This window comes from Leptospira andrefontaineae, assembly GCF_004770105.1.
In the GTDB taxonomy this organism is placed as follows: Bacteria; Spirochaetota; Leptospiria; order Leptospirales; family Leptospiraceae; genus Leptospira_B; species Leptospira_B andrefontaineae.
The window spans coordinates 263499-279985 of the sequence record NZ_RQEY01000010.1; the positions used below are offsets into that span (position 1 = coordinate 263499).

Annotated in this window: 18 protein-coding genes; 11 read left to right on the top strand and 7 right to left on the bottom strand. The window is 40.5% G+C overall.

Features of this window, described 5'->3' with window-relative positions; all coding sequences use genetic code 11:
• Positions 1-74: 74 nt before the first annotated feature.
• Positions 75-1043: an LIC12353 family lipoprotein gene (locus EHO65_RS05970; RefSeq protein ID WP_135773230.1), complete on the top strand. Its 969-nt coding sequence runs from the start codon at positions 75-77 to the stop codon at positions 1041-1043.
• Positions 1044-1092: 49 nt separating this feature from the next.
• Here EHO65_RS05970 and EHO65_RS05975 read toward each other — a convergent pair whose 3' ends face one another.
• From EHO65_RS05975 to EHO65_RS06000, 6 genes are all read right to left on the bottom strand, one after another.
• Positions 1093-1542, bottom strand: coding sequence for a MarR family winged helix-turn-helix transcriptional regulator (locus EHO65_RS05975; protein WP_135773231.1), 450 nt, complete (start codon positions 1540-1542; stop codon positions 1093-1095).
• Complete coding sequence (locus tag EHO65_RS05980; protein WP_135773232.1) at positions 1511-1960, bottom strand: EVE domain-containing protein; 450 nt, start codon at positions 1958-1960, stop codon at positions 1511-1513. The genes EHO65_RS05975 and EHO65_RS05980 overlap by 32 nt, the downstream gene beginning before the upstream one ends.
• Positions 1957-2382 carry an SRPBCC family protein gene (locus tag EHO65_RS05985; protein WP_135773233.1) on the bottom strand — a complete coding sequence of 142 codons (426 nt, stop codon included), beginning with the start codon at positions 2380-2382 and terminating at the stop codon, positions 1957-1959. The genes EHO65_RS05980 and EHO65_RS05985 overlap by 4 nt, the downstream gene beginning before the upstream one ends.
• A gap of 161 nt (positions 2383-2543) precedes the next feature.
• Positions 2544-3464: an esterase/lipase family protein gene (locus EHO65_RS05990; protein ID WP_135773234.1), complete on the bottom strand. Its 921-nt coding sequence runs from the start codon at positions 3462-3464 to the stop codon at positions 2544-2546.
• Between the two features lie 949 nt (positions 3465-4413).
• On the bottom strand, positions 4414-6228 hold the full coding sequence (gene typA / locus EHO65_RS05995; protein ID WP_135773235.1) for a translational GTPase TypA: 1815 nt from the start codon (positions 6226-6228) through the stop codon (positions 4414-4416).
• Between the two features lie 126 nt (positions 6229-6354).
• Positions 6355-7212, bottom strand: a complete 858-nt coding sequence (locus EHO65_RS06000; protein WP_135773236.1) for a pirin family protein — start codon at positions 7210-7212, stop codon at positions 6355-6357.
• Between the two features lie 177 nt (positions 7213-7389).
• Between EHO65_RS06000 and rplU the strand changes: the two genes are divergently transcribed.
• The 10 genes from rplU (at position 7390) to rsfS (ending at position 14343) form a co-directional block, all read left to right on the top strand.
• Entirely contained in the window at positions 7390-7701 is a 312-nt protein-coding gene (gene rplU / locus EHO65_RS06005) for a 50S ribosomal protein L21 (RefSeq protein ID WP_008593635.1), read from the top strand.
• Positions 7698-8018: a ribosomal-processing cysteine protease Prp gene (locus EHO65_RS06010; RefSeq protein WP_135773237.1), complete on the top strand. Its 321-nt coding sequence runs from the start codon at positions 7698-7700 to the stop codon at positions 8016-8018. The genes rplU and EHO65_RS06010 overlap by 4 nt, the downstream gene beginning before the upstream one ends.
• A 2-nt stretch (positions 8019-8020) precedes the next feature.
• Positions 8021-8275, top strand: coding sequence for a 50S ribosomal protein L27 (rpmA, locus tag EHO65_RS06015; protein WP_020771288.1), 255 nt, complete (start codon positions 8021-8023; stop codon positions 8273-8275).
• A 96-nt stretch (positions 8276-8371) separates the two neighbouring features.
• Complete coding sequence (gene obgE / locus EHO65_RS06020) at positions 8372-9421, top strand: GTPase ObgE (RefSeq protein ID WP_135773238.1); 1050 nt, start codon at positions 8372-8374, stop codon at positions 9419-9421.
• Positions 9408-10274 carry a glutamate 5-kinase gene (gene proB / locus EHO65_RS06025; RefSeq protein WP_208744009.1) on the top strand — a complete coding sequence of 289 codons (867 nt, stop codon included), beginning with the start codon at positions 9408-9410 and terminating at the stop codon, positions 10272-10274. Before obgE ends, proB begins: the two co-directional genes overlap by 14 nt.
• Entirely contained in the window at positions 10271-11533 is a 1263-nt protein-coding gene (locus tag EHO65_RS06030; protein WP_135773240.1) for a glutamate-5-semialdehyde dehydrogenase, read from the top strand. Before proB ends, EHO65_RS06030 begins: the two co-directional genes overlap by 4 nt.
• Positions 11534-11549: 16 nt before the next feature.
• Positions 11550-12158, top strand: coding sequence for a nicotinate-nicotinamide nucleotide adenylyltransferase (locus EHO65_RS06035; RefSeq protein ID WP_135773241.1), 609 nt, complete (start codon positions 11550-11552; stop codon positions 12156-12158).
• Between the two features lie 20 nt (positions 12159-12178).
• Positions 12179-12772 (top strand): bis(5'-nucleosyl)-tetraphosphatase (symmetrical) YqeK, encoded by a 594-nt coding sequence (yqeK, locus tag EHO65_RS06040; RefSeq protein ID WP_135773396.1) that lies wholly within the window; start codon positions 12179-12181, stop codon positions 12770-12772.
• 42 nt (positions 12773-12814) lie between these two features.
• Complete coding sequence (locus tag EHO65_RS06045) at positions 12815-13963, top strand: LCP family protein (RefSeq protein WP_135773242.1); 1149 nt, start codon at positions 12815-12817, stop codon at positions 13961-13963.
• A 2-nt stretch (positions 13964-13965) separates the two neighbouring features.
• Positions 13966-14343: a ribosome silencing factor gene (gene rsfS / locus EHO65_RS06050; protein WP_135773243.1), complete on the top strand. Its 378-nt coding sequence runs from the start codon at positions 13966-13968 to the stop codon at positions 14341-14343.
• Here the strand turns inward: rsfS and EHO65_RS06055 are convergent.
• Complete coding sequence (locus EHO65_RS06055; RefSeq protein ID WP_135773244.1) at positions 14340-16427, bottom strand: thioredoxin domain-containing protein; 2088 nt, start codon at positions 16425-16427, stop codon at positions 14340-14342. The two genes, rsfS and EHO65_RS06055, sit on opposite strands and share 4 nt — an antisense overlap.
• Positions 16428-16487 lie beyond the last annotated feature (60 nt).

The following is a 16487-nucleotide window of genomic DNA, read 5'->3' on the forward strand; positions in this document are numbered from 1 at the left end:
GACGCCTTTGTCAAGATAATATGAATTCCCTTTTTTTTCTTTACCCTTTTCAGTAGAAAACTAACGTAATTCAAATGTTTCGAAACCGTTTCAAAATATCTGTAATTCTCTTAACCTTGTTTGGTATTCTCATAAACTGCGGAGATAGTTTAAGAGGCAAGCCTACACCAGCGATCCCGGAACTGGCAGGTTTTTATGTGAATGAAAGATCCAAAGAATGGCTCCAAGACGGAAAGATCAAAATACAAACTCTTTGGATCCGACGTACTGCAAAAGGAGAGATGGAATTCAACCATCAAATATTAACAAGACTCCAATTCAGCGTGAGCGAAAACAGAGACGAATTAAAGGTTAAATCAGGAAAACTTCTGACAAGCGATAGAGAACTTTTATTTTTCGAAACAAATGGCAAAGAGTTCCATCGCAATTATCACGGCCTAAATACGAAAGATCCTAAAAGCTGGGCAGTCCGTTCCTTCGGACCATTTATGAAAGTAAAAGATTTCAACAAATTAATAGGAGAAGGAACCGGAAGATCTGCTGAGCTTGCTCAGGACAAAAACTCGATCGTATTTTCTAACGGAGACATTTACAGAAGGATAGGAAATCCTCTCTTGGGTAGGATCTCCATCAATCTAGGAAAATTCAGAAAAACCATAGATAACGAAATTGCAGGAGTAATATTATTTCCTTTAGATGCAGAATCATTTCCCCAAACAGAAGGAAAACAAAACTTCTTCGCGCTATTTTCCACAACAGACAATGTCGCTGTGGGAACGCCGATCAAGATTGCGGAATTTCCAGGCCAGGTCCAAGAAGTTTTCGAACATGTGGCAGTGGTGGAATTGAACAAAATGAAACCGGGGATTTCAACACCTAGTATCCAAAATTTCTCTCCTCTAATTTTAGATGGGGTTGTGGATTCTAAAACAATTTCTCAAAAAGAAAGTACCGACGAACTGATCCGAAGACTAAAGCAGGATCCGAACGTTTCTAAAGAGGAACTGATCCGGGAACTTGAAAAACTTAAGAACAAAGAGTAATCCGTCCGACAACTTCGAGCATGAGCGATTCTTAAGATACTTTTCCGGATTATTTCCGGGAAAGTATCTGCAGTCCGCCAACCATATCTTTTCTTTTTCCACCCAAAATGGAAAAGAAGTCCTCATCAAAATCTTCCACTACTTTGACCGCTTGTTTCAGGACTTTCTGTCCTTCCGAAGTGGTCTTTACTAATTTTGCACGAGTATCAGTTTCATGAGAGATACGTTTGACTAACTTTTTTGATTCGAGAGTTCTAAGCACGGTAGAAGTAGTCATAGGATCCGTTTTAGCTCTGTCAGCAATTTTGATCTGAGTGGTCTCTTCTTCATGGAGTTCCAACCAATGCGTTACTGCCAGAAGAACAAACTGAGCATGGGTAAGATCCAAAGGTTCTAAAACCTTTCGGATCTCCCTCTGCCAAAGATTTGTGACCTGCCATAACAAAAATCCAGGACTATCGTCGGATTTATCGTATCTGAATATTTTGTCCTTCGACACTTCTTCCCATCCTTTCGGATATTAGTTCGAAATCTTTCGAACCGATTTCCAGAAAACCAAACCGAAACGGAAAGCCCCAGGATTTTTTATTTTTGATAAAATCCAAAGAATCAACCAAAGGTAAAATATCCGCTTCCTGAGTAGGATAATATTTAACATTCCTTCTGAAAGGACAGAAATCCGCGCTCATTTGGAAAGAATAGATAGAATCATCCTCTACCTGTCCAAGCGAAGTGAATTTTCGATAAGGAGTTTTAGATCCGAAGTTTTCTTTAGAAGAATACACCAAAACCCAATCCCCTTTTTTCATTCTTGCGAGAGGCGCCTTTTTTCCATGACAGGCTTGGACAATCCCTTGAGACGTTCCTATAGTAGAATGCTCTTTGGAAGCAACAACGATCCAATATTTCGAGCTCATCCGATTTCCTTCCTGACCAATTCGGAAAATCTACGGATCTCCTCTTCCATTCCTTTTGCCTGTTCTTCTCCCAGGATTTTTTTCCAAAGAAATCCTAGAGGCCCGGAAATACTCAGCTCCACCTTGATCTCAGTTCCGTCTTGGTTCGGCTTAAAAAAATGTATAAATTTCATTTTGGCCCCAGGAAGGTAGGTCACGTCCCCGAATACGAATGGTTTCTCAGATTCGGTGATCAAGACCTTGCAAGCAAATCCTCCGCGAGGTTTCAATACGAATTCCTTACCTACGGAAACTTCTCCTTCTATCTTAGTCCATTCTATATCAGAATCCCATTTGGACCAATTGGACACGTCCGATCTTGCTTCCCAAAGTGATTTTGGGTCGATTCCTTTTACAGTTGTACTATATTCATACTTCCACATCTGATTCCTCCAGATAATAAGTATACTTATTATCTGGATCCCTTATATAATAAGTGCACATATTATGCAAGCAATATAATAAGCACACTTACTATATTGGAGATAAAAAAAACGCCTCCAAATGGAGGCGCATTCTATTTTACGAGATCGAAACTGGCTTCTTATTGATTACTTTTTGCGTTGGAAGCCATTTTTAAGTAATAACCATTAGTATCATACCAAGCTTGTCCCAGGTATAATGCGTTGGTTGCTTCTAAATGGTCCACACCTGTGGTAAGGATTCCGTAAGAAGGACCACCTTTCCAGGTTCCCCATCTTTGAGAATCATCAGGAACCACACCGTCATTCCATATACTTTGTCCATAGAATGGAGCTCCAATGGAACAAATAGGTGCAAGAAGTCCCATAGCAGGGTGTTGGATAAGATCATTACCGATCATATAAGATCCGTAAGAGAAATACTTAACTCCGGACGCATTCGGGGTGTTCGCGTTAAAAGTAACTGCCCCACTCACTGTAAGAAGTTTTAATGCTGCAACAACGTTTTGGCTGGATTGTCCGTAAACTACTCCGACCAATGCATTAATAACAGTTCCTACATAAGGTAATGCCCAGCTTGGAATTACAGCTTCAATCACGCTTGCAACCGGACTTCCTTTATGAGGAGTGTTGATTGTGGTGAGAGTTGCTACTTTACTTGCAAAACTAAGATTCGAAACAAGATAACGAGCGTCCAATCCACCTTGTGAGTGTCCAAGAATATGAACTTTTCCGGTGTAATTATTTGCTGCCATTGCAGTTTGGATTGCTGTTTTTAACTGAGAAGCTCTTGCTGCTGAAGAGTTTGTAGCAGTTACAGTAGGAGTAAGAACAGTGGCTCCTTGAGATTGAAGATAAGCTGCGTTTCCGCCCCAATAATCAACAATACCAGTAGATTTACCCCAACCGAAAATACCATGAGTCAATACGATCGGATAAGCTCCAGCTAGAGGCTTACTTGAAGATCCTCCACCAGACGCGCTCACTGCTCCCGCTGCTAGGAATAGAACCCCAGCTACCATTAACTTTGCTCTTTTTAACATTCTCCTTAACCCTCTTCTTTTAAACTATTCTCTCTACGGATCTCACTTCCCGGGCTTTGCCTCTTTTGGAAGGAGTTCTTTTTATATATAACAAACAATCGATTTAAGTGTTTAATTTCGAACGTTCGCTATTTGAACCTTTGTCCACCTCTTCTGTGTCTCCGGCTCACAAAGGTGATTATAGAACAGTGTTAAATTGTCAATTGAGAAAATAAGAGAATTATAAGTGTAAGCGAAAAAATAATCTTAAATCGATCGTTCAATCAAAAATAAAATAAAAGAATATTATCTTTTTAGAATATGTTTTATACCATTTGGTGTAGTAAAAACACTGTAGCGGTCGATACAAAGGTGAGAATTTATCTAGAACACATGCTCTCAATCTGCTCAGAAAGTGATAAAGACTCTGTGCATCCCCAAGAACAAGAACAACCACTCTTGCTCCATACAGTAAGCTTCATGCTACAAAAACACCCGTAATCACAACTTGCAGGGCGACTCGCAAGTTTTTTGACTGGGGTTTCGTCCTTTAAAAAAACAACAGATTCTCGGTTCGAGTTTGCCGACCAAAAGATCGGAATGGGACCGAAAATAAATCCATTCTTGTCATTAGAATAATCTTTTAGGTAATGTAAGGTACAACTGCCCTTAGTTTCAATTCGTAAAGGCGGGTACACTGATACGGACTTTTGATAAGAATGAACATCACCGGCTTCAAATCGATGTTCTATATAGCCGTCTTTTGCAAAAGACATCAGTAACCCAAAACAATTAAACAGTGGAATTATTGTGAAAACGACTAGTAACCGATTCCAATAAATTAACTTCATACCAAGACCTGAAAATCCAGTATCTTATTAATCCATTTGGAATGATGGAAAGGACAATAAAAAAGCCCCAAATTGGGGCCTTTTTATTATGAGGTTCGATAGGAAAATCCTAAGAGCGATTATTTGGCAGCGCGCTTTCTTGCGTTTGCATCCAAATGTCTTTTACGAAGACGCATACTCTGAGGAGTTACTTCCAGAAGTTCATCATCGTCCAAGAATTCGATATTCTGTTCTAAGCTGAACTTGCGAGGAGGAACAAGTCTGATTGCCTCATCCGCTCCGGAAGATCTTACGTTAGTAAGCTTTTTCTCTTTTACAGGGTTCACTTCTAAGTCATTGTCGCGAGAGTGGATCCCGATGATCATTCCAGGGTATACAGGAGTTTGAGGATCGATCAGTAATTCTCCCCTTTCTTGGATTTTCCATAGAGCGTAACCTGTGGTTTCTCCGGAGTCCATAGAGATGAGTGCACCGTTCTTTCTTCCAGGAATTTCTCCCTTATAGTTGTCGAATCTAAGGAATCGGCTGGATGCCACTCCTTCTCCTTTGGTCTCAGTTACGAAGTAACCTCTGAATCCGATAATACCTCTTGTAGGAATTACGAATTCTACTCTGGTCATTCCGGACGGATGAGCATCCATCAATTGAAGCTCTCCCTTTCTACGGTTTAACTCTGCAATAATACTTCCTGTGAATTGGTCCGGTAAATCCATTACGAGATACTCGTAAGGCTCCAGTTTTTCTCCGTTTTCTCCCTTCTTGATGATTACCTCAGGACGGGAAACTTGTAGTTCGAAACCTTCTCTTCTCATGGTTTCGATAAGTACGGAAAGATGTAATTCTCCTCGGCCTAAAACCTTGAAGCGGTCTTTATCCTCGGTTTCTTCCAAACGCATTGCTACGTTCGTTTCTAATTCTCTGTCCAGACGTTCGCGAATATTTCTGGTAGTTACAAACTTACCTTCCTTACTCGCAAAAGGAGAATTGTTTACCATAAAATACATGGATACAGTAGGCTCTTCTACTTCGATAGCAGGCATTGGAGCCGCTTTACCTGGCTCACAAACTGTATCTCCGATAAATACATCAGGCAGTCCTGCGATCGAAACGATATCTCCAGCTTCTGCTTCATCGATCTCGTTTCTTTTGAGTCCTTCGAAGTTATAAAGTTTTGTTACCTTTAAAACTTGAGTTTCGTCCCTGCCATTTGGTTTAGGGGAAACTTGGATTACGCTCATTCCTTTTTGAAGTTTACCGTTATAGATCTTACCGATCGCAATACGACCTACATAATCATTATAATCCAAGGAAGTAACTTGGAACTGTAGAGGAGCTTCTATATTTGCTTTAACAGGAGGAACATGAGAAAGTACAGTATCTAAAAGTGGATCCAAATTAGTTCCAGGAGCATCTTCTAATTGGCTAACCGCCCAGCCTTGTTTTGCAGAAGCATAAACGATTGGAAAATCCAATTGTTCGTTTGTTGCTCCTAAATCGCTGAACAAGTCGAAAACCATATCGACTACAGCGTCAGGACGAGCTCCATCTCTATCGATCTTATTGATAACTAAAATAGGTCTATGTCCTAATTGTAAGGACTTTCCGAGTACGAATCTGGTTTGAGGCATGGGTCCGTCGAATGCGTCTACAAGAAGAAGACAAGAATCCGCTGTGGAAAGAACTCGCTCCACTTCTCCTCCAAAGTCCGCGTGACCTGGGGTATCTACTACGTTGATTCGTGTTCCTTTATAAACAACTGCTGTGTTTTTGGCCTTGATCGTGATCCCTTTTTCTTTTTCGAGATCGTTATGATCCATGATCCTTTCCCCATCTTCTTTTGCAGTAACTGCGCCTGTTTGGCGTAAAATACCGTCTAGAAGGGTTGTTTTACCGTGGTCAACGTGTGCGATAATGGCGATATTGCGGATTTCCATGCTATGACCAAAATTTACGTAAGGGCCAGGGTGACAAGGTGGAATTTTAGGAAATTCTTTTCAAAGAGATGAAAAAGAACGCATCAAATCGCTATTAATAACCGGTTTTAAACGATCCGGCTATTCTTAATGTTCAGGCAATGGGATCCTTTCCGTCTCTCCGGGCACATGAGCAAACCGATCTTCTTTCCAATCCACTTTTGCTTGTTCAATCCTTTCCAAGGAACTGGATACAAAGTTCCAATACATATGCCTTGGTGTAGAAAGTGGGACCCCGCCTAAGAGTACAATTCGAGAAGTCTCTTCTGCTCTGAATTTTACGGCTCCACCTTTTGGATAGATAGCCATATCTCCAATGGAAACAATCTTTCCTTCTGCGTCAGCCTTACCTCTGGCAACATAAATGCCTGCTTCTTGTTCAGCCGGAACTGGCAGCTCTACTTCTGCGCCAGCCTCAACTTCTATATCAGCATAGAATAAAGGTGAATATACTTTAACAGGAGAAACTTCTCCCATGAAGGAACCGGCGATCAACCTGAGTTCCCAGCCTCCTCCGCTAACTATAGGCAATTCTTCTCTTTCATGATGGAAGAATTCAGGAGAAGTCTCTTCGAATTCTTTAGGAAGAGCCACCCAGGTTTGGATACCTTCTAAAATATTAAATTCAGGATCGAGTTTGGATCTTTCGCTATGTACGATCCCGGAACCTGCAGTCATCCAGTTCACTTCGAAGGGGCGGATATCTTCGACCTTTCCAATACTATCCCTATGAGTGATCACTCCATCGTATAGATAAGTGACTGTTGCAAGACCTATATGAGGATGAGGGCGAACTACAATTTCAGTTCCTGTCTTGATCGGGAGTGGACCCATATGATCCAGAAAAACAAAAGGTCCCACATTTCTGGCTTCGATCTGTGGAAGTACCCTTCTTACAAAAAAACCGTCTCCCAAATCTTTTTTCTTAGCGATAAGATATCTCATAATAGTATAGACTATTAGATCTGATTCCCAGAAATCTAAGCAAGATTTAAAACTCGAGTAACGGAAGGTTCTAGATGAAAGCCAATCTTCTTCCTTGCAAATCGTACCCCAAAACCCTTGACACCGGCTCGGACCGGTCAAAACTGGTCAAAACTCGAGAAAACTAGGCCAGTAATCATGTTCGCGATCATCTCTGTCGGCAACCGACAATTCAAAGTCACTCAGGATCTTGAATTCCTGACTGAAAAAACCGGTAAAAATGCTGGTGATACCTTCGATGCTAAGGTTCTACTATTCGCTGAAAATAATAAGGTCCATATCGGATCCCCGGAACTTAAATCCGCTAAAGTCTCCCTGAAAGTATTGGAAGATGTAAAGGGAGAAAAAGTAAGAGGATACGTTTACAAAAAACGTAAAAACTCTCAAAGAACCTGGGGTCACAGACAACAACTGCAAAAAGTTAAGGTAGTTTCTCTTTCGGCAGTTTGATCCGGATTAAGATACTCCGAAAAGGAGAAGAAATCCTAGGTTTGGAATCCTCCGGGCATGCTTCTAAGATGCACGGATCCAAAGGACAAAATCTTCTCTGCGCCGCTGTCGGAGTACTCATCCAAACCCTTTACCTGCATTTAAGCAAGGAAGGTTTGGCAGAAGAAGCGGTGATCGGAGACGGACTCTTGGACTTCAAGATCGTCTCCGGAAAAAAGACTGATCCAATTGTTCATACGAGTTTCGATCTCGTCGCAAGTGGACTAGTCAACTTGAAGGAACAATATCCTTCAGAAATTGAACTCATAGGAGAATAAACATGGCACATAAGAAAGGTGGCGGTTCATCCAAAAACGGACGCGATTCCCAATCCAAACGTCTTGGTGTAAAACGTTTCGGTGGAGAACTGGTTTTAGCTGGTAATATTCTCGTTCGCCAAAGAGGAACTAGATTAAACGCCGGAAAGAACGTAGGTGTAGGTAAAGATCATACACTTTACTCTCTTGTCGAAGGTCACGTTAAATTTGAGCAAGTTTCCAAAACTAAAGTTCAAGTTTCCGTTTACCCGAAATAAGCATTAGATCTCAGATTTAGTGCGTGGAAAAAGAAAGGCCTTCCGGGGATTTTTTCCTCGAGCCTTTCTTTTTTTATTTTAGGGCCCTAATCCAACATGGAAAAGTTTTTAGATGAAGTACTGATCGAAGTTACCGCCGGACATGGTGGAGCCGGATCCATGCATTTCAGAAGAGAGAAGTATGTGGAATTCGGAGGACCTGATGGTGGTGACGGAGGAATTGGCGGTAATATCATCATACGCGCCAACCTTTCCATGGTTACCCTAGATCGTTATCTTACTAAAAGAAGATTTAGAGCCCAGGATGGATTTCCTGGAGAAGGTAACGAAAGATCCGGTAAAAAGGGAGAAGATCTAATCCTTTTTGTTCCACTCGGAACCCAAGTCTTCGACGAAGAAAGTGGAGAACTACTTTACGATTTCGTAAAAGACGACGGAGAATTCCAAGTTGTCAAAGGTGGAAGAGGAGGAAAAGGGAATACCCATTTCAAATCTTCTACCCACCAAACTCCTAAATTTTCTCAACCTGGAGAAGATGGAGAATATAAACATCTACGTCTCAGCCTAAAACTTTTGGCAGATGTTGGAATTGTAGGACTTCCGAATGCAGGAAAGTCTACCCTACTTTCTAAAATTACGGAAGCACACCCTAAGATTGCAGGATATGCATTCACTACACTTTCTCCCAACCTAGGTGTGGTTAAAAGAAAGGGAGATATTTACCGTTATACATTAGCAGATATTCCCGGGATTGTAGAAGGTGCGAGTAAAGGAATAGGCCTTGGACTTTCTTTTTTAAGACATATAGAACGGGTAAAAGGTATATTATACGTTTTTGATGCAGCAGCTCTGGACATTAAGGAGGATTTCAAAATGCTTCAATCAGAATTGAGATCTTATAATCCGGAACTTCTGAACCGACCGCATTTGATCGTTTTAAATAAAATAGATATCTGGGAAGACCAGAGTTTTACGGAAGAACTACTTAAATCTGTTTCTTCTTTGGGAAGGGTAATCCCTATCTCAGCGCAGGAAGAACTTAATTTAGAAGAATTACTTTCCGTAATGGATTCCACTTTCTTCCAAAAAGAATTGGAAGAACTACATTTGAACGAAGAAGAACATCGGGAAAATTCAGATGAATAGAAATGATCTGAACGAGAGAATTAAAACATCCAATAAAATAGTAATTAAGATAGGTTCCGCAAGACTTTCAGGCTCAGAAGAGGAAGTGAATGATTTCCTTTTCAGTCTGGTTTCGGACATACGTCATCTAAGAGATCTTGGAAAACAAGTAATCCTAGTTTCCTCCGGAGCGATCGCAAGAGGAAGAAAACTTTTATCCTCACTTTCCCACCCCACAGAAGCCGGAGAATCTCTCCCCGAAAAGCAAGCTCTGGCAGCCATGGGCCAAAATCGCCTGGTGAACTTATACGATAGTTTTTTTTCTAAAGTAAATCTTCCGATCGCTCAAATACTCTTCGGAGTTTTGGACATGGAAAATCCGGAAGGATTCAAAAATCTGAAAAATACATTCGGACAACTTTTGGATTGGGGCATTCTACCGATCGTAAACGAGAACGATTCAGTCGCCACAGAAGAAGTAAAATTCGGAGATAACGACGTTCTTTCCGCTATCGTAAGTCTAATCGTAGAAGCAGATCTTCTGATCATACTCACAGGTGTAGAAGGTTTTCTGAAAAACGGTAAACTTCTACCCTTCTTGGAAGAAGTAGGAAAATCCGAACTTTCTCAAGCGGGAGGCCCAAGTGGCCCAGGCACCGGGGGAATGTATACCAAACTCAAGGCAGCTTCTATCTCCAGCGAGGGTGGAATTCCATGCGGGATCATAGATGGGAATCGTAAAAATTGCGTGCGTGAGTTTATAGAAAAGAATACACTCGGGACATTGGTTGTCTCTAACGGTACGAAGAAAAACTTTACGGAGGATGAAATTAAATCCATTCTCCGTGCCAAACGTAACGGAGGTCAGGAATGATCCAAAGATCCGCAGAATCCATCTACGTGGATGAACTTTGTAAATCCGCAAAAGATGCTTATAGACAAATTAGGTCCATTCATACTTCCAAAAAGAATAAGGTTTTGGAAAAGCTTGCAGCCGCTTTAGTTTCCAGAAAATCCGAAATTTTAAAAGAGAATATTAAGGATCTGGAAGCAGGAAAATCAAAAGGATTATCCTCCGCACTTTTAGATAGATTGACTCTGGATGAAAAAAGGATCCAAAGCCTAGCTAACGCAGTTTTAGAAATTAAGGCTCTTCCTGATCCAGTAGGAGAAACTGTAAGAGGAACTACTCTTCCGAATGGAATACGTTTAAATACAAAAAGAGTACCATTGGGCGTGGTCATGGTCATCTATGAATCCAGACCGAATGTTACGATCGATGTGGGTGCGTTATCTTTTAAATCCGGGAACGCATGTATCTTAAGAGGCGGTTCCGAAGCAATTCACTCTAATACGATACTTGCTAAAATTTTCCAAGACTGTTTAAAAGAAGAAGGTTTGTCTCCGAATGCTGTCACCTTCGTAGATAGAACGGAAAGAGAATATATGATCCCTTTCCTAAAACAAACTTCTTATATTGATATAGTAGTTCCTAGAGGCGGAGAAGGTCTCATCCGTTTTGTTTCCGAAAACTCTCTTATCCCTGTGGTGAAACATGATAAGGGAGTGGTGAATCTTTATATAGATAAGTCTGCAGATCCTAAAAAAGTCTTACCGATCGCAGTCAATTCCAAGGTACAAAGACCTGGAGTTTGTAATGCTGCGGAAAACTTAATTATACATTCCGAATATCCTTATACCAAAGAATTATTGGAAGAACTCGCATCTAAAGGAGTACAACTTCTTTTGGATCCAAGATCTCTCGCGATTTTTCCCAAAGGCCAACCGGTTAAGGAAGAAGATTACTTAGAAGAATTTTTAGATCTAAGATTTTCCGTCAAAACAGTGGATAAGATAGACGAAGCGATCGAATTCATAGAAGCAACTAGCTCCGGTCATACGGAAGCGATTGTGACTGAAGATGTAAGTGCTGCGAACTTTTTTAGTCGTTCCTTGGATTCAGCTGCGATCTTTGTGAATATCTCCACTCGTTTTCATGATGGAGGAGAATTCGGACTCGGAGCAGAAGTTGGAATTTCCACAGGGAAATTACATGTAAGAGGTCCGATGGGTCTTGTACATCTTACAACAACTACTACTTATGCGGAAGGAGAAGGACAGGTCCGAGGATAAGGGACCTTCTACTTACATGAGCTCTTCCGGTCTGGTCGGAGTTTTTGGCGGGAGTTTTGATCCTCCTCATCTAGGCCATGCAGAAGTGGTATCCAGCTTTTGGGAGAATTTTCCGAATGCGGGGGAACTTCTAATCGTCCCAAACCATACATCTCCGTGGAAACAGAATAAAAAGACTCCTCCTGAGCTGATCCTAAATCTTGTCCAAGTTCAGTTTAAAAACTTTCCAAATACAAAGGTTTGGGACTGGGAAATCAAAAGAGAAACTCCTAGTTATACGGAAGAAACTATTTTAGAACTTTTGAAAGTAAGACCAAATGCTGGGCTTGCACTTCTAATCGGTGAAGATAATTATTCCGAATTTCATAAGTGGAAAAACTGGGAGAATATATTAAATAAGGTCTATTCTCTCTTGGTCTTTAGAAGATTTTCGGAATCCATTCCCCAAAATAAAAACCTGCAAGAATTCCAAAATAAGATCGTATTTTTACAAAATCGGATCATAGAAGCAGCTTCTGTAGATTTAAGGGAAGAACTTCCTAAATGTATTTTGGATAATAGGAAACCGATTGCTTTGTCGGATGAAGTGTGGGATATCATACTTAAGAATAGATCTTACACTTGAGACCACTTCGTCCGAATCAGATGCTTCCGAACACTACTCCAGAACAGATAAAATATTTTACTGATATTGTTCCAAACGAGATTACTAAGACCCGCTGGGAACATAGTCTTCGTGTGGCCGAAATCGCAGAAGAACTAGCAAACATCCATTCTCCTAATGAAACAAAGGAAGCATATTTAGCAGGTGTGGTTCACGATATCACCAAACAGAAAACAAAAGAATTCCATTTGGAACTTTTCGCAAAATTAGGAGACTCTGAGTCTCCTAAACTTCCGGAAGCTGCCTGGCATTCTAGATCCGCTGCTCATTATCTGGAAACGGAATATGGTTTAAAAACAAGATCAGTTTTAGATGCAGTAAAACACCATACACTCGGTGGAGACGATTTGAATCTATTGGATTATATCTTATATGCGGCCGACTTTTTAGGTTCCGAGTTTGCAGAAAGGCAAAAGGAATATTCGGAATGGAGGAGCAAGGCCAAGGAAAATCTATACTCTGCCGTTTTGAATAAGGCGGTCCATACAATGCAGGACCTTTTGTATCATAAGAGAGAAATCCATAAAAGAACCATCTCCATGTATCATTTCGCCTTGGGAAAATTATCCAATTGACAGGGTTATTTTTTCTTTCTGAATGGAATCCGAGGCTTTGATTTGAGTCCTAACAAACCCATTCGACCTTTTAATCTTATTCCATTATGGATCGCAGCAGGCTTTCTATTTTTGGCGTTATTATTTTTTCTATTTCGCAATTTCAGAAGAACAGGCCTGGACGAAAAGATCAGTGCGGGTAAACCGATCCATATACTTTTCCATGCTGTTGGAAATGATGATGTATATGAATTCGGATTTTTAGCCACCATCTTCCCTTCCCAAGAAAGAGTAGGCTTATTTTTCTTTCATCCGATCACTACATTCGAAGATCCGGAAGATAGTTTAGAACAAATTAAATCCAAGGCAACTTCTGCGGTAAAAGATGCCGTCCAGGACATCTTAGGTTCCAAACCGAATTATACGGTAAAGATAAACGCTTCTTCTTTTATTAAGATAGTAGATATCTTAGGTGGAGTGAATTTATACACTGATAATCGTACTAATAGAATTTCTCCTTCTTATGTACGAGAGCCCGGTTTATATTCTTATTCCGGAGAAGATGCATATGATTATGTTTCTTATATGGATAAGAAAGAAACCTTGGACTATCTGGATCGAATCAGCAGACAAGAAAGTGCGGTTTTATCCGTTTACGAAACCTTATACGAAAACAAAGAACTTCTGAATTCATTTTGGTCGGAGATGGTTTACAGTTTAATAGATTCCGATTTTTCAAAAGAGGATTTTTACACTCTTCTAAAATTTGCTACTTCTCATAGACTTGCATTCGGGATCACTGAACTTCCTGGAGAGCCTGCATTAGATCCTAAAACAAGACGTTTATTCTTAAAAGCGGATCCTGCCAGGGCTTCTGTAGCAGTCCGAAAATTTCATAAAGATGTATCTGCAGAAATTTTCACAGATGGAGAATATGCTAGAACAGAAGTATTGAACGGAACTGAGGTGGCAGGTCTTGCAAAAGATGTCAGAACTACTCTTGCGGACAAAAGGATCAAAGTCCTCTCCGTTGATAATGCCTGGACCAAAGATATTAAGAAAACGATTATTTTAGATCGTTCCGGGAATACAGCAGTGGCAGATAAAATTTCCTCCATATTAGAAAAAACAAAAGTATATCATGTATTAAGAAAGGATCTAGGACTGGACTCCACTGTTCTCTTAGGATCCGATATAGAGCCTAAAAAATAAATATGAGTCCTTCTCCTAAAAACACTTCGGAAAACACAATGGAAATCCTGAAAACCATCCATAAGATCATGCAGGATAAAAAATGCGAAGAGATCGCGGTTTTAAACCTGGAATCGGTGCATTCATACTTAAGTTTCTTTTTGATCTGCACTGTAAACTCCGCTGTACAAGCAAATGCAGTGGCAAGAGAGATCAAAAAGGCATTAAAAAGTTTTAAATTACCTCATAAGGAAACGGATAAAACAGGAACATCCGCTTCCTCCGGTTGGACATTACTGGACTATGGCGAATTTATAGTCCATATCATGACTCCGGAAAAAAGAGAATATTATAATCTAGACAGACTTTGGAGAGACGCAGAGAGAATTGAGCTCTCTTAATCCTCTACCAATCTTGCTCTCAAACTAGACCAGTCTGATACAGGAAGTTCACAGTGAAATCCTACGCATACGTATGCTTTCACTCCTCCTCCTGAATTTCTGTTTTTTAGAAGAAGGAATTTTTCTCCATTCTCTTCCGCTTCTTTATCATTTGCCCAAACAAGAACTGTCTCGGGTAAAAATAAAGAACCTACACCTTTCCAGATAGGCAATAATTCTTCTTGGGAAGAATAGACTACAGCAAGTTCTCTTCCCGGGGATTTTCTTAGCCATAACGCAGAAAGCATATATGGATAATTCATCGGATAGGTTTCCATATCAGGTTTGAAATATGAGAAAATAGAATCTGCATACTGCAGATATTTTTCCGAATCCACCACGCCTAATTTCGAAAGTAGTACAAACGCAGTTGCAAATGAACTATTTGCAGAAGGTTCCACCCCATCATAACCATCTACTGTTCTTCTGAGTAATGCCTCTCCATCAATTCCTGAATCAAAGAACGCACCAGCGGGACTTCTGAAAAGTCGGATCGCTTCTTCAGTGTATCTGATCGCGTTCTCCAAATATCTGAACCCTTTTCCTGCTTGGAATAAATACAGAGAAGCTAATACGAATTCAGCATAATCAGTACTGTAAGCTAGAAACCTTGCTTCTCCTTCTCTAAATCTTCTGAGTAATCGGCCATCTTCTCGGATCAGATTGTTTTCTAAAAACTTATAGGTTTCTTCCGCTTCTCTTAATAGATCCCCGTCCCCAAATGCCATTGCGGCTTTTGTTAGGGCTTTGATATACAAACAGTTCCAAGAGAATAAGATCTTATCGTCCCTAAGCGGGCGAATCCGGGTAGAGCGTTTTTCTAAAAGTTTTTTTCTGTTTCTGGAAACGATCTCTTCTAACTCGGAAGGTTCCAAACCATGGAGCCTGGAGAAATTCATCCTGAATGTTTCGTGTAGGATATTTTTCTCTTCGAAATTTCCTTTTTCAGTAATATTCCAAAATTCATCTAAAAGAGAAGAGTCTTGTCCGCAGATTTCTCTTATTTCTTCTTTTGTCCAAAGATAGAATAGACCTTCTTCCCCTTCCGAGTCCGCGTCCTCTGCACTTGCGATCCCACCGCCAGATAATCTCATATCTCTGTGAAGATATTCGATCACATCATAGGCATAATCTTTATATTTTTCTTCTCCTACTGCTTGGTAACATTCTACCAATGCTTCTAAGAAGAGTGAATTATCATATAACATCTTCTCGAAATGAGGGACCAACCAATGATGATCCGTGGAATACCTACAAAGTCCTCCACCGATCTGGTCGTAGATCCCACCTTTTTTCAGAGCGGTAAGGGTCTCTTCTACCATTTCCAGAGCTTTAGGTTCTCCGGTAGATTTATGATAACGTAATAAAAAGCTAAGGCCCATGCTGGGCGGAAATTTATTTACTGAATTGGATTTGAAACCGGCATACTCCGGATCATAGAGTCGATCATATAATAAAAATCCATTTTCGAATACTTCCGGTCCTGGAGAAGCAGCCGATGTTTCCGCAGAGAGCGCTTTGGTTTCCTCTGATTCTTTTAAATGTTTGGTCAGATCTTCGGAAGCCTCGAGTAATTCTTCTTTTTTATCTTTCCATAATCCGGTTAAAATTCCCAAAACTTCTGTAAAACTTTTTCTACCGTATTTAGGGACCGGAGGGAAATACGTCCCACCCGTAATCGGCTTACCTTCAGGTGTTAGGAACATATTCAAAGGCCAGCCACCTTGCTGTCCCATGGCATGTAACGCATCCATATAAATCCTATCTACATCAGGTCTTTCTTCCCGATCCACCTTAATGGAAACGTAATCTCTATTTAAAACTTCGGCGGTGGTTTCATTCTCAAACGATTCCTTCTCCATTACATGGCACCAATGACAGGTGGCATAACCGATGGATAAGAAGATCAGTTTATTCTCGGATTTTGCCTTTGCGAAGGCTTCTTCTGACCAAGGAAACCAGTCTACAGGATTGGTAGAATGTTGGAGTAGATAAGGACTTTTTTCAGACGCGAGTCGGTTCAATTTTTTATCTGGAGTTTTCATCGATTTTAAGCTGTCTAGACTTTTACTTTAGATTTTTCGATTTGGCAAATTCTTCCGAAC

Coding starts and splice junctions, on each gene's coding strand:
- EHO65_RS05970 (WP_135773230.1), top strand. CDS start 75: ATGTTTCGAAACCGTTTCAAAATATCTGTAATTCTCTTAACCTTGTTT.
- EHO65_RS05980 (WP_135773232.1), bottom strand. CDS start 1,960: ATGAGCTCGAAATATTGGATCGTTGTTGCTTCCAAAGAGCATTCTACT.
- EHO65_RS05985 (WP_135773233.1), bottom strand. CDS start 2,382: ATGTGGAAGTATGAATATAGTACAACTGTAAAAGGAATCGACCCAAAA.
- EHO65_RS05990 (WP_135773234.1), bottom strand. CDS start 3,464: ATGTTAAAAAGAGCAAAGTTAATGGTAGCTGGGGTTCTATTCCTAGCA.
- typA (WP_135773235.1), bottom strand. CDS start 6,228: ATGGAAATCCGCAATATCGCCATTATCGCACACGTTGACCACGGTAAA.
- EHO65_RS06000 (WP_135773236.1), bottom strand. CDS start 7,212: ATGAGATATCTTATCGCTAAGAAAAAAGATTTGGGAGACGGTTTTTTT.
- rplU (WP_008593635.1), top strand. CDS start 7,390: ATGTTCGCGATCATCTCTGTCGGCAACCGACAATTCAAAGTCACTCAG.
- rpmA (WP_020771288.1), top strand. CDS start 8,021: ATGGCACATAAGAAAGGTGGCGGTTCATCCAAAAACGGACGCGATTCC.
- obgE (WP_135773238.1), top strand. CDS start 8,372: ATGGAAAAGTTTTTAGATGAAGTACTGATCGAAGTTACCGCCGGACAT.
- EHO65_RS06030 (WP_135773240.1), top strand. CDS start 10,271: ATGATCCAAAGATCCGCAGAATCCATCTACGTGGATGAACTTTGTAAA.
- EHO65_RS06035 (WP_135773241.1), top strand. CDS start 11,550: ATGAGCTCTTCCGGTCTGGTCGGAGTTTTTGGCGGGAGTTTTGATCCT.
- yqeK (WP_135773396.1), top strand. CDS start 12,179: ATGCTTCCGAACACTACTCCAGAACAGATAAAATATTTTACTGATATT.
- rsfS (WP_135773243.1), top strand. CDS start 13,966: ATGAGTCCTTCTCCTAAAAACACTTCGGAAAACACAATGGAAATCCTG.
- EHO65_RS06055 (WP_135773244.1), bottom strand. CDS start 16,427: ATGAAAACTCCAGATAAAAAATTGAACCGACTCGCGTCTGAAAAAAGT.